This is a genomic window from Brevibacterium jeotgali (assembly GCF_900169175.1).
Classification (GTDB): Bacteria; Actinomycetota; Actinomycetes; order Actinomycetales; family Brevibacteriaceae; genus Brevibacterium; species Brevibacterium jeotgali.
The window spans coordinates 65,804-77,956 of sequence record NZ_FXZM01000006.1; the positions used below are offsets into that span (position 1 = coordinate 65,804).

At 67.1% G+C, this 12,153-nt stretch carries 11 protein-coding genes; 6 read left to right on the forward strand and 5 right to left on the reverse strand.

Features of this window, described 5'->3' with window-relative positions; genetic code table 11:
- Positions 1 to 59 precede the first annotated feature (59 nt).
- Positions 60 to 1,610 (reverse strand): AMP-binding protein, encoded by a 1,551-nt coding sequence (locus BJEO58_RS07510; protein ID WP_101588864.1) that lies wholly within the window; start codon positions 1,608 to 1,610, stop codon positions 60 to 62.
- A gap of 100 nt (positions 1,611 to 1,710) precedes the next feature.
- Positions 1,711 to 4,398 carry an HNH endonuclease signature motif containing protein gene (locus BJEO58_RS07515; protein WP_101588865.1) on the reverse strand — a complete coding sequence of 896 codons (2,688 nt, stop codon included), beginning with the start codon at positions 4,396 to 4,398 and terminating at the stop codon, positions 1,711 to 1,713.
- A 187-nt stretch (positions 4,399 to 4,585) separates the two neighbouring features.
- On the opposite strand from BJEO58_RS07515, the gene BJEO58_RS15165 reads away from it, so the two are divergent.
- Positions 4,586 to 4,711, forward strand: a complete 126-nt coding sequence (locus tag BJEO58_RS15165; protein WP_257904201.1) for a hypothetical protein — start codon at positions 4,586 to 4,588, stop codon at positions 4,709 to 4,711.
- Between the two features lie 62 nt (positions 4,712 to 4,773).
- Here the strand turns inward: BJEO58_RS15165 and BJEO58_RS07520 are convergent, their stop codons facing one another.
- From BJEO58_RS07520 to BJEO58_RS07530, 3 genes are all read right to left on the reverse strand, one after another.
- Complete coding sequence (locus tag BJEO58_RS07520) at positions 4,774 to 5,799, reverse strand: NADPH:quinone reductase (protein ID WP_101588866.1); 1,026 nt, start codon at positions 5,797 to 5,799, stop codon at positions 4,774 to 4,776.
- Between the two features lie 423 nt (positions 5,800 to 6,222).
- Positions 6,223 to 6,876: a response regulator gene (locus BJEO58_RS07525; RefSeq protein ID WP_101588867.1), complete on the reverse strand. Its 654-nt coding sequence runs from the start codon at positions 6,874 to 6,876 to the stop codon at positions 6,223 to 6,225.
- Positions 6,873 to 8,288, reverse strand: a complete 1,416-nt coding sequence (locus BJEO58_RS07530; protein WP_101588868.1) for a sensor histidine kinase — start codon at positions 8,286 to 8,288, stop codon at positions 6,873 to 6,875. Before BJEO58_RS07530 ends, BJEO58_RS07525 begins: the two co-directional genes overlap by 4 nt.
- A 110-nt stretch (positions 8,289 to 8,398) precedes the next feature.
- Here BJEO58_RS07530 and BJEO58_RS07535 point away from each other — a divergent pair, with 110 nt between their 5' ends.
- The 5 genes from BJEO58_RS07535 to BJEO58_RS15175 all read left to right on the forward strand — a co-directional run bounded on the left by BJEO58_RS07535 (position 8,399) and on the right by BJEO58_RS15175 (position 12,082).
- The gene (locus BJEO58_RS07535) at positions 8,399 to 8,905 is read left to right on the forward strand and encodes a hypothetical protein (protein ID WP_101588869.1); all 507 of its coding nucleotides are present in this window, start codon (positions 8,399 to 8,401) and stop codon (positions 8,903 to 8,905) included.
- Positions 8,860 to 10,413, forward strand: a complete 1,554-nt coding sequence (locus BJEO58_RS07540) for a multicopper oxidase family protein (protein WP_219617088.1) — start codon at positions 8,860 to 8,862, stop codon at positions 10,411 to 10,413. The genes BJEO58_RS07535 and BJEO58_RS07540 overlap by 46 nt, the downstream gene beginning before the upstream one ends.
- 205 nt (positions 10,414 to 10,618) lie before the next feature.
- Positions 10,619 to 11,137, forward strand: a complete 519-nt coding sequence (locus tag BJEO58_RS07545) for an Rv1352/Rv1906c domain-containing protein (protein ID WP_505541479.1) — start codon at positions 10,619 to 10,621, stop codon at positions 11,135 to 11,137.
- A gap of 262 nt (positions 11,138 to 11,399) precedes the next feature.
- Complete coding sequence (locus tag BJEO58_RS15170; RefSeq protein WP_373270412.1) at positions 11,400 to 11,837, forward strand: 3-methyl-2-oxobutanoate hydroxymethyltransferase; 438 nt, start codon at positions 11,400 to 11,402, stop codon at positions 11,835 to 11,837.
- Positions 11,723 to 12,082, forward strand: coding sequence for a hypothetical protein (locus BJEO58_RS15175; RefSeq protein ID WP_246076107.1), 360 nt, complete (start codon positions 11,723 to 11,725; stop codon positions 12,080 to 12,082). The genes BJEO58_RS15170 and BJEO58_RS15175 overlap by 115 nt, the downstream gene beginning before the upstream one ends.
- Positions 12,083 to 12,153 lie beyond the last annotated feature (71 nt).

A 12,153-nucleotide genomic window follows, 5' to 3' on the forward strand; every position in this document is an offset into this window, starting at 1 on the left:
GCGTGCTCTGCCGCGACTGCCGTTCGTGCGTCCTGCGCGTGTCCGCTCCTCTCGCGGCCTCAGCCCTCGCGCAGGAGGTAGCGCTGCACCTTCCCGCTGGGCGTCTTCGGCAGCGAATCGACGAAGTGCACGGTCCGGGGGTAGGCATGCTTCGAGTACTGGTCGCGGACGAAGGTCTGCATGTCCCTGCGGAGCTCGTCGGTCTCATCCACCCCGGTGGCCAGGACGACGAAGGCCTCGACGACCTCGCCGCGAATGCCTTCTGGATCCGGTCGACCCACGACCGCGACGTCGACCACGGCCGGATGAGTGATCAGGACGCTCTCGACGTCGAAGGGACCGATCCGGTAGCCGGCTGCGAGGATCACGTCATCGTCACGGGCGGTGAAGTAGTAGAAGCCGTCCCCGTCGACCTTCCCGGTGTCCGCAGTGAGGTACCAGCGACCGTCGGTCGTGAACCGCTCTGCGGTCTTCTCCGGGGCGTCGTGGTAGCCGGTGAACCAGAGAAGCGGGCTGTTCTCCACATCGATCGCGATCTGCCCGTCGACGATGCCTGCGGAGTAGCCGGGCATCGGCTGACCCATCGAGCCGGTTCGCACCGGCTGTGCGATGTCCGGATGCCAGTTGTTGTTGATGACCATGCCCAGCTCTGTCTGCCCGTAGTGGTCACGCACCTCGGTGCCCAGCGCGGTCTGCGCCCAGGACACGACGTCCGGGGTGAGCGGCTCTCCCGCCGACGAAGCTCGGCGCAGGTCGATCCCGGTGACCAGCTCGGACTTCGACAGCGTGCGGTAGACGGTGGGGGCGCCGGCGAAGTTCGTCACGCCGAACTCCTTGATCACGGCGACGGTGGATTCCACGGAGAAGCCGGTCATGAGCTGGAGGCTGCGCCGCCCGGCGACCATCGGGCCGAGGATCCCGTAGTAGAGCCCGTAGGCCCACCCTGGATCCGCTGCGTTCCAGAAGACGTCGTCCTCGGCCACGTCGAGTGTGTAGTGGACATAGCAGTGGAACGCGGCGAGTGCCCGTGCCGGGACGGGCACCCCCTTGGGCCTGCCCGTCGTCCCGCTCGTGAACAGCTGGAGCATGGTGCCCTGCCCGCCGATGGCGACGTTCTCAGACACGGGGGAGGCCGCATCGATCTGTGCGTCCAGGTCGTCACCGACTTCGAGGACCTCGATGCCTGCGATCGGATCGAGCTTGGCGCTCTGCGTCGGTTCTGTCACGACGAGCTTCGCGGCGGACCCTTCGACGCGCATCTCGATCGCGCCGGTGGCGAAGGCCGTGAAGAGGGGAACCTGGACGGCGCCCAGTCGCCAGATCGCCAGAAGCGTCTCGACGAGCTCGCGTCGCTTGCTCATGAGGACGGGCACTCGGTCACCCTCCCGCACGCCGTGATCGGCGAGAACCGTTGCAAGCCTGCGCGACCGCTCAGTGAGCTGGCCGTACGTGACGTCCTCAGAGCCGAGGTCCCCGTCGATGTACGTGAACGCGACGGCAGTCGGGTCATGCCGATCGCAGACGAGGTGCGCGACGTCCGCGTCCGGAGTGTCGTAGGTGGCCAGCCAATCGGCGACATTCTGTTCGACGGACGGGGTCTGCGTGCTCATCCTGCTCCTTCACGATCGGAGAGGCCGGGCGTGTGCCTGCTCTCGATCACAGTCTGGTGCATTGCGTCGCACGACGTGCAAGCGGGGGCGACGCATCATCTCAGAACGGTGGTGGGTCGTCATCGAATTCGTCTGCAGTCCCCTGGTCCGGAAGCTGCTTCGGAAGCTGATCCGGTCGGGACTGCGGCCCCCGGATGAGTTCGGGCGCCACGTGGCCCCACTGGATGAAGACCTTCCGCTGGGCGAGCTCATCATGGACCGCCGTCGCCATCTGTTCATCGATCCTGGACCGGTGAGGCCGTTCGTGCCGTCCCCGTCGATCCTCCTGCGGCCCTCCGAGTGCTGCGGACGTCTGGGATGTCCGGGATGCCTGGGGTTCACCCGACGAATCGCTGCCACCCACGGGCGTGGCTCTGAAGAAGACGGGGGTGTGGAGACTGCCGGCCATGCCGTCACCCAGGTCGACGTGCTCGATCCGCATCGGGATGACCGTCTTGTACCGAACGAGCGGCGTCTCCGGGAACGTGACTCGCCTCTTCGCCTCGACCAGCTTCTGTTCAGCCACCGAGAGATTCAGAGCCGCGAGCTTCTGGTCCCTGTTCACGTCCCGCTCTTTGCGGCAGGTCGCATTCTCACGTGCGCGTACGCGTTCCTCTCGTTCATGGAGATCCCTGCGCGTCTGCTTCACCCACTGGCGCAGGCGCCGCTGCTCCTGGAGGAACGGGTCCCGTTCCCTCTTCCTCGCGGCCTGCAGTTCTTCGCGCGCACGCTCCTCTTCCAGGAATTCCCTGCCCGCCTGCTCGAACACCGCAGATGCAGCGCGACGGTTCGAGACGGGGTCGACGACGACCCGTTCATCGATCGCGGCCCGTGCTGCCCGTCGCTCTTCGGTGTCGGCAGGCGCACAGGCGGCGGTCAGCACCCCTCCGTCATCGACCCGTGGGGCGATCGTGGTCGCCGTCGTGCCCAACGGAAGCACCCATTCGACGCGGTCATAGCCGGTGCGCCTCATCCGGATGCGGCCTTCAGTCTTCGCCTGATGATGCGACGTACACAGTGGGTGGAGATTCGCCGGCTCCGTCCGACCACCGCGTTCGGGATGGTCGTGGTCGAACGGGATCCCGTGGTCGATCTCGCATTCGCGTGCTGGTCTGCTGCACCCCGGAAGGGTGCACGTCTGCCATGCGCCCAGCACCGACAACCGAGTCGCTCTGTCGGGTTCATACCGGTGGGCCACATCATCGAGCACCTGACCCGTGGCGGGGTCGGTGAGCATCCGGTACCAGAACTTCGAGGCGCCTGCGATGCTGCGGGCCATGTCCGCCGGCAGCGGATGGCCCTCGACCGTACCGGGCCGATCGTCCAGCCCGAGCAGCGTGGTCATGGGGACCGTCACCACGACCGCCGCCTGCTTCCGGAGAATCGTCGCGTCATCAGGGCACACGACATCCACACGGAAGCGCTCGGAGGAGTCGTCATCGGCGATCCTGGGTTCCAGCGCGGTCTGCGTCTGCGGTTGCGCTCCGATGAGGAGGTCGAACATCAGCTGTCGGAGTGTCCGCTCATCCGTCACCGTCAGCTCGCCCAGATCCGGCAGATCACCCGTGCCCGCCTGTGCGGTGGTGTCCGTGCGTGTGACGGTCATGCTCTTCAGCTGGTTCTTCAGGATCGCGCTGGCAGTGGCCTTCGTCTTCGCATGACGCGCTTCGATGACGGCGGCGGGCCCCTGCATGCAGTGCACCGCGAGACCGTCCGGCAGGTGCTCGACCCACACATCACGAGCAGATCGGGCCCGTGCCGCCAGCACCGGCTCCGTATCGAACTGTGCGAGGAACGACACCGCGTGGCGCAGGAACTGGCCGAGCGAGTACCGCGGATCCAGACCGGCCAGGAACACATCGAGGGCCTGCAGATGCGCCAGCGGCAGATGCTTGAGTCTGCGCGTGAGAGCGTCGAATCGGTTGTACCGAACACGCCCGCTCAGGATCGACCGCAGCAGCAGTGGCATCCCGACATACGCGGTCAGCGCCTGACCCAGTCGCCTGCGAGAATCACCCGTGCGCGCACTGAGCCGCACATTCAGCACGGCCTCATGCTCGCGCTCGAGGAGGTGCTCCGCACGCGGGAGGAACTTCTCCCGGCCCTCGAGGCTCGGCAGGCCGACCGCGGCGGTGAACGCATTCGGAACGTTCCGCGCACTCGCCGCGGCACCCGACGCCACCGCTCGAGCACCCCCCGCGGAACCGGACGCCACTCCGCCCGAACCAGACTCCGCCCCACACGTATCCGACTCGCTTCCCGGCTGAGCACCGGACGACTTCTGGTGCTTCTCCAAAGGCACCGCACCGTCCCCTTCATCGGCGAAGAGTTCTGCAAGACGATCCGCGGATCGCCGACGCGACACAGCCAGCGACACCCCGATCGTGGCGAGCTGGACGAGTTCATAGGCGCGGAGACGATCGACGAGACCCGCATGTGCGGCCAGTTCATCCGCGGCCAGTTCACGAGTGCGTACGTCCTCAACCGCGGCCGGCGCGGAATCAGGGACGGGGACCGTTCTTTCGGCTCCCGTGTTGGGACCGCTGTCGGCGTCGCGATCGGTGCAGTTGCCACGGCCCACGTCGACGCCGCTGAAACGCACGTCGTTCAGCAGATCCCCGACGTCACCGAGCACAGGATGTCCATGTGTGACCGCAGCATGCACATCCGCCATCGAACGGAGGCCGTCTGCGACATGACGATGCGCGTTCGAAAGACGGTCATCCGAATGCTCCTGCGGTGCGGACATCGCTCCCCTCCTGGCAATCCCGAACGCCTTCGTTCGGATAGTTCTATTATGCACTCGAACGTCTCTGTGCACAAGAGGTTTGGAAGACGAGCACGATATTCAGCCGAATCGGTGACCATGACCTGTGACTTCCGCCGTGGAATGGCGGTGCTCTTCAGGCGCTCAGTGGCGGCCTCCGCCCCCGCGGGTGAGAAGCACTGATCGCGAACGCCCCACGGTCCGCAAGCGGAACACTCACCGGGACAGCGACCTCAAGCGGATCGATCTGCGGGCGGTCAGCTCTCCGGATCAGCTGGGCTATCGCCGATGGTGATCATCCCATCGCGAGGGTGCACGCGAGCCGCGTGGTCCTCAGTTACCGTGAGTGGGGATCCGTCAGCGCAGGTCGTCCGCGACGCTGATGAGCACCTTTCCGGTGACTCCGTCTTCAACGGCATCGTGAGCGGATGCCGTGTCCTCGAGTGAGAACCATGTCAGTGGCAGCCCGGATTCCGCGCCCACGGGAAGAGCGCCCGCTTCGAGAGCGGCAGTGATGTCTTCCGCAGCGGCGGCTAGTGCCTTCCGCCCGACGGTGTAGAGCAGCAGTCCCTGCCAGCGAACGTTCTTCGCGAAGCTAGTCACGATCGGAGCGGTGAACTCGTCGCCGTTGTTGTTCGCGTAGTAGGCGATGCTGCCGTGGTTGGCGAGCACCTCTACATCGAGCGCGGCGTTCTGAGCGGGCGCGACCTCGACAATGTGGTCGACGCCGCTCGGGGCGACGGAATATACCTTGGCCGAGAGCTCGCCATGCGGGTACTGAAAAACGTGATGCGCGCCCGCTGCGCGGGCAAGTGCTGCTTTTTCGTCGTTGCTGACAGTGGCAATCACGGTCGCACCCGCCCATACCGCCAGTTGGATCGCGGCGTGCCCGACGGCTCCTGCTCCGCCCTGCACCAGCACCACACGTCCTTCGAGGGTTCCGGGTGCGAGTCGCGCCGGGCCGAATTCGTGCACGGTGAGCGCACGGTGGGCGGTCATCGCGGGAACGCCCAGGCTGGCGGCGACGTCGAACCCGATACCCTCGGGCAGACGGACGACACGGTTTGCGGGTACGACCGTGAACTCCTGCGCAGTCCCCGTCGGACGCTGGTTGGCGGCGAGGAAGAGCCATACGCGGTCGCCGATCTTCAGGTCCTCGACGTCCGAGCCAACACCATCGATGACGCCGGCGCCATCCTGGTTCGGGACAACCTCTCCGAACTCGACAGGCTTTTCGCCCGCGCGGGCCTTCCAGTCCGTTGGGTTGACACCCGACACGGCGACACGGACTCGCACCTCATCCGGGCCGGGCGCGGCAGGCTCGCGGTCGGTGAGTCCGAGGACTGACGAGGGGCCGGATCGGGGATAGACGATGGCTCGCATGATGTGTGCAAGGCAGGAGCGGCGGCGAATATTCCGGTAATGCCTCTCGCAGACCCGTCGCAGGCGGAATCGTGCGGTCGACTCTCGTCACGAGACGGCGCATCCGAGTGCCGTCTGAGGAACCCTGACCGGACACTCTTGCCCTCGACCCTGATGGGCGCGGCTTCGAACTGACCGGCGAACGACTGTTCGGCCAGCTCCTGGGAACACGCAGCACACACCTTGCCACTGGCACACCCCACACCCACACGCGTGTCGTGATCAGCGCACCAGGCGCAGTGCTTCGAGCAACCACATGGAGGGCACCTGGTCGGCTCCGGTTTCATCGCTGCTCCACCAGCGGCGTAGCCGGCACAGGGCTGCACGACGGAGGCACATCGGTTGCCGGGTGTCCCCATCAGGCCGATGCGCACCGCCCGGCACTCACCCTCCCGGCGTCACGAGTCCCGATTCGTACGCGAGGACCACGAGCTGCGCCCGATCCCGTGCCCCCAGCTTCGCGCGCATCCGGCTCACATACGTCCGGATCGTCTCCGGGCTGAGGAACAGCGTCGCTGCGATCTCCGCATTCGTGCACCCACGTCCCACTTCGGCGAGCACCTCCGTCTCCCGCTCGCTCAGGCCAGCCACCATCTCCGGCCGGTGCGCGGACCGCGACGCCTGGCGGAAGAGGATCCTGGTGAGGGACGGGTCCGCGATCGAATCGCCCGACGCCACGTCCCGAATGGCCTGCCGCAGCCCGGGACCGTCGACGTCCTTGAGCAGGTAGCCGCTGGCGCCGGCGCGCACGGCCGCGAGCACGTCCTCCTCCGCGTCGAAGGTCGTGAGCACGAGGACCCGCACGTCGCCGAGTTCCCGGTCTCGTGAGATCTGCTCCGTCGCCGCGATCCCGTCGACCAGGGGCATCCTCAGGTCCATGAGGACGACATCCGGACGGGCGCGTCGTACGACGGCGAGGCCTTCGAGACCGTCACCTGCCTCACCGACGATCTCAATGTCCCCGTCCCGCGCCGCGAGCAGTGCGAGACCGGCCCGCACGAGCTCCTGGTCGTCGACCAGCACGATCCGCACCGTCATCGTTCGCCCTCGCTCCTGGCCTCCGGCTCAGTCCTGAAGTCACTTCTCGACTCAGTCACAGGCTCAGCCACACCCCCGATCGGGAATGCCGCATCGACGACGAAGATGCCTCGCTCCCCGTGGCCCCATGTCACCTCGCCGCCCAGCTCCGCAGCGCGCGCTCGCAGCCCCACGAGGCCGGTGCCTCCTCCCTCACTCCGACCGGCATCCCGGTTCAGATCGTTCCCGGTGGCCCCATCGTTGAGGACACGGAGCCGGAGGAAGGCGTCATCGCCCGTCACCCCGCCACCTCCTGCTTCCGAGGGCCCGGGACCGCTCGTGAGAGCGATGCCGATGTGGTCCGGATCGGAATGGCGCAGCGCGTTCGTGGTCGCCTCCTGCACGATGCGGAAGGCCGCGGCGGCCACCTCGGAGGGCAGCCGCGCGTGGTCCGACAGGACGTCGACGCTCAGCCCCGCACCGCGGATCCGTGCGGCTATCTCATCGATCCGGATGTCGGTGACCGTGCGCTCATCGGCCTCGAGGCCGGCGGCGGGTCTGTCATCGCCGACGGCGCCGTCACCGACGATCGAATCCGGAGCAGGCACCGCCTGCGGACCACCGGCACCGCCTGGGACCGGCACCTCGGGCGCGGGAGCCTCGGCCCCGGATCCGGCGGTGGGCGAACCGATCGCACGCACGGCGCTCCGAAGCTGTCCCAATGCCTGGGCTGCAGCCTCGCGAAGGTGACCCGCGCTCTCCGCGGCGGGTTCGTCTGCGGGCAACCGCTCGGACACCGCATTCGCGTGCAGTGACACGATCGCCAGGGAATGACCCAGCTGGTCGTGGAGTTCCCGTGCGATCCGGGTCCGGTCCTCCTCCTGGACGCGGTCTGCCTCGGCGCGTGCGGCCTCGGCGGCCATCCGGGTGCTGTGCTCCTGGCTCCGCTGGAGCGCACGCCGGGTCCCGATGACCTCGGCGAGCGCGACTGCCAGAGAGACGAGCACGACGTTGCTCAGCAGTTCGTATCCCAGAACCACTTCGACGGGATCGCCGTCGCGGATCCGGAAGAACGACGCGACGACGAACAGTACGCCCACTGTGATCAGCGCAAACGTCCGGTGCCCCGCCAGCGTCGTCGCCGTGACGATGACCAGCAACGGGAGGACGACGCCGATGCTCGGCAGCCCCACGATGTAGTAGGTGCACACGGCGAGGACGGCGAAGACCAGTGCGGTGCGGGGGAAGCGGTCGCGCGACAGGGTGAGGACCCCGAAACCCGCAGCGAAGCCGGCGGCGACTGCGATGTACGCCCCGTCGCGCTCGGCCCTCCAGCCGGTGGTCTCACCGACGAGTGCGAGGAAGAGGACCGCGTTCGCGACGGCGACCGCGAACAGGGCCGCCAGCACTCGCCGCCTCATCGTGGTGTCCATATCAGCATCGTAGGGACTCGCCGCGACGAATCGGTGTCGCTTCTGGGCGTACACGGGTGTCGCTTGCGGAGGGGAGCGGAGGGGTCGGCCCGATTCCTACCGTCGAAGACATGAACAGCACTCCTGACCGACAGTGGTCCGCACCCGAATCCTTCGAGCCCTCCCGTTCCGGACACACGCCCCACCCCGGACGCACGCCGACGCAGCCCGCACCGTCCATGCCGGACATCCGGCTGGTCGCCGGCCTCGGATCCCTCACCCTCCTCTACCCCATCCTCAACATCGCCACCGACCTCCTGGGCGTTCAGGCCCTGGCGCGGCTGCCCCTGAACTCGTGGCTGTGGCTCGCGATCGCGCTGACGTGGATTCTGGTCGTCTCGCTGACGCGTGCAGCGCAGCCCTTGCTCACGCTCGTCTTCACGGGCGTCGCAGGCGGACTGTTCACCGCAGTCCTCGTCATCGGCATCCAGCTCTTCACCCCCGGCGGTCCGGGACTTCTCACGGCGCCGATCGCGATCGTGTCGATCGTCGCGATGAACGCGGTGGGCGGTACCGTGTGCGGACTCATCGCGTGGGGGCTGCAGTCCGCCACCGCGAAGCGGAGATCGACACCGTGACCAGTGCTCCCTCCAGGCGACAGCTGCTGATGCTGACCGGTCTGGCCGGCATGACGATCCCCCTGGGGCTGACGGCCTGCTCTCCCTCACAGGGAGAGTTCGCGCCGGTCGGGACCGTGCCGCTGCCCATCCCGCCGCTCGCCGAATCCGAGGTCGTCGACGGGGTGAGGACGTTCTCCCTCACGGCTCAGACGGGCGAGAGCACTCTCATCGCCGGTCGGCCCGAGGTGAGCACGCCCACCGTGGGCTACAACGGTGCCTTCCTGGGGCCGACCGTGCGGATGGCGGACGGCGAGAGCGTGCGGGTCGCCGCGGAGAACCGCCTCGACGTCATGACGACGCTCCACTGGCACGGGATGCACCTTCCGGCGGAGATGGACGGCGGTCCCCACACGCCCATCGAGGCGAGGTCGACGCGCACCGTCGAGTGGGACGTCCACCAGCCGGCCGCGACCCTCTGGTACCACCCGCACCCGCATGGGGAAACGGAGGAGCAGGTGCTCAAGGGACTGACCGGGCTGGTCATCGTCGACGACGAGGCGAGCCGAGCGTCCGGTCTGCCCGACGAGTATGGGGTCGACGATGTGCCGCTCATCCTTCAGGATCGGTTTCTCGATGAGGACGGTGTGATCCACCGGGTCGAGGGCGACAACGCCCTGGGCACCGTAGGTCAGACGCTGCTGGCGAACGGAGTGTCGGGCACCGAGTTCTCCGTCAGTGCAGAACTCGTGCGGCTGCGGATCCTCAACGGCAGCGCCGCACGGTTCCTCGACCTGAGCTTCGCAGATGACCGCGCGTTCTCGCTGGTGGGCACCGATGGCGGGCTGCTGACCGAACCGGTCGAACTCACGCGCCTACCGCTGTCACCCGGCGAACGCGCCGAGATGCTGGTCCGGTTCGCGCCGAACGACCGGGTGGAGCTGCAGACGGAGGAGCCTGAGATCCCCGGTGCCGGGTTCGCAGCCTCCATGGGCGACCAGACAGCAGGAGTCTTCGTCGTGTTCCGGGCCGAGTCGAGTCTTGCCTCAGCCCGCGCATGGCAATTGCCTCCCGATGGTCGGAGACAGCTCCACGAGGAGGACGCCGTGCGCAGGCGGGAGTTCGAGCTGCGGATGCCGTTCCTCAACCGCCGCGAAATGGACATGGAGCGGATCGACGCGATCGTACGCGTGGGTGACACGGAGGTGTGGGAGGTGACGACGCCTGATGCGTTCCCTCACAACTTCCACGTCCACGACGTGCAGTTCCGCGTCCTCGACATCGATGGAGGGAAGCCGCCGGTGTGGCTGCGCGGGTGGAAGGACACCGTGCCGCTGCATTCTGGCCAGCACGTGCGGCTCATCATGCGGTTCGAGGACTACACGGACCCAGCGGTGCCCTACATGATGCATTGCCACCTGCTGCAGCACGAGGACTCCGGGATGATGGGCCAGTTCCTCGTCACGGAGGACGGTGCCGGCCCGGATCGGATTGCGCTCCCGGAGACCGGCGGGCACGGACACCACTGAGGCGCCAGAGGCTACTTGATACAGCGTTCAACTATTCTAGGGTAAACTTCCTCCGATAATCGCCGTGACCGAAGGAAGCCTCGTGGACGATCCCAAGATCATTCCGACAGTGAGCGGACCAGGCCGGACACCTCACACCCACGCCCAACCGACCCCTCGGAACCGTGGACATCGGCGCACGATCATCATCGCTGCCTTGTCGCTCGTGGTCGGGGTGCTCGCCGTCGGCATCCCTGCGCTCATGATGAGCGCAGACCACACGGACGAGATCGCGGCCGCGAAGGATTCCGCGGACTCACTCCGCGGCGACATCGCGAATCTTGAGGGGGAGAACGAAGAGCTCCAGGGCCTGGTCGACGAGCTTGACGATGGATGGGCCGAGCACGAGGACGCCATGAAGGATCTCGACGATCGCGAAGCAGAGATCGACGAACGGGAAGAGGACGTCACCGCACGCGAGGACGCGGTGGCGAAGACCGAGGAAGAGGCCGAGGCGAACTCCTTCTCCGGCGGAACGCACCGGGTCGGCACTGACATCAAGGCCGGAACGTACCGGAACAGCGGAGGCGACACCTGCTATTGGGCGCGGCTCAGCGGAGGCGGCGGCGAACTCGGAGACATCATCGCCAATGACAACCCGGGCGGTCCCGCAACCGTGACCATCTCTGCATCGGATTGGGGCTTCGAGAGCACACGTTGCGGTGAGTGGTCCCTGGTCGACTGACGTACGAACCGGATCACTCCTGGTGCACTGGCCTGTCTCTGCCTGTCCGAACAACGACACGGATCACACCTGCGGAGCGGGACTCCATACTGTGAGGCCACTCATGCGGCTCCTACGGGAGGACCATCGGTGACTGAGACGACTGCAGCCTACGGATCGGGCCATGCCCCTGGGCCTGCGCCGACGAAGCGGTTGCGCGTCCCGCCCCTGCGGGTGATGAAGGAACGCGGCGAGAATGTGTGCGATGCTCACCAGCCAGGACATGTACACCGCGCAGATCGTCGACGAGGCGGGAATCCCGGTCCTGCTGGTCGGTGACTCCGCTTCCAACAACGTCTACGGGCATGACTCGTCGCTGCCCGTGACGGTCGACGAACCGCTGCCGCTCGTGCTCGCCGCCAGCCGCTCGGTGATTCGGTCCCTGGTGCTCGCCGACCTCCCGTTCGGCTCCTATCAATGGTCTCCGGAGCAGGCGTTCCGCACCGCAGCACGGTTGATGAAGGAGACGGGCGCGGATCGGCTTCACTCCGCAGTCGGAGCATCAGTTGGGCGGCTACCGCATGCAGGGCCGAGAATCCGCAGCGGATGCCCTCCTGGAGGAGGCTCGCGGCCGGTCCGGGCACGCTCACCCTGCTCTATCCCACCCTCAACATCGCGATCAACCTACTGGGGCTGGAAGGTGCATCCCGGCTGCCCATGAACGCGTGGCTGTGGCTGGCTATCGGGACGGCCTGGATCCTCACCGGCTGGCTCACCCGGACACCCCAGCCCCTCCGCACCCTCCTCTTCACGCCCCTCCGCACCCTCCTCTTCACGTGGATCGCGGGAGGCTCCGTAACCGCCGCCCTCGTCGTCATCCAGCTGTTCGGATCCGGGGCGCCGGGCTCGCGACCGCACCGTTCGCAATCGCGTCGATCCTCGCGATGCATGCAGCAGGCGGTGTGATCTGCGGACTCATCGCGTGGGGTCTGCAAGCGGCGACAGTGAGGACGGCAGGGACAGGCACCGCACGCTGA

Excerpts from the sequence above, each read along its gene's own strand:
- BJEO58_RS07530 (WP_101588868.1), bottom strand. The coding sequence starts at position 8,288 with ATGGACACCACGATGAGGCGGCGAGTGCTGGCGGCCCTGTTCGCGGTC.
- BJEO58_RS07515 (WP_101588865.1), bottom strand. The coding sequence starts at position 4,398 with ATGTCCGCACCGCAGGAGCATTCGGATGACCGTCTTTCGAACGCGCAT.
- BJEO58_RS15170 (WP_373270412.1), top strand. The coding sequence starts at position 11,400 with ATGTACACCGCGCAGATCGTCGACGAGGCGGGAATCCCGGTCCTGCTG.
- BJEO58_RS07525 (WP_101588867.1), bottom strand. The coding sequence starts at position 6,876 with ATGACGGTGCGGATCGTGCTGGTCGACGACCAGGAGCTCGTGCGGGCC.
- BJEO58_RS07535 (WP_101588869.1), top strand. The coding sequence starts at position 8,399 with ATGAACAGCACTCCTGACCGACAGTGGTCCGCACCCGAATCCTTCGAG.
- BJEO58_RS15175 (WP_246076107.1), top strand. The coding sequence starts at position 11,723 with ATGCCCTCCTGGAGGAGGCTCGCGGCCGGTCCGGGCACGCTCACCCTG.
- BJEO58_RS07510 (WP_101588864.1), bottom strand. The coding sequence starts at position 1,610 with ATGAGCACGCAGACCCCGTCCGTCGAACAGAATGTCGCCGATTGGCTG.
- BJEO58_RS07520 (WP_101588866.1), bottom strand. The coding sequence starts at position 5,799 with ATGCGAGCCATCGTCTATCCCCGATCCGGCCCCTCGTCAGTCCTCGGA.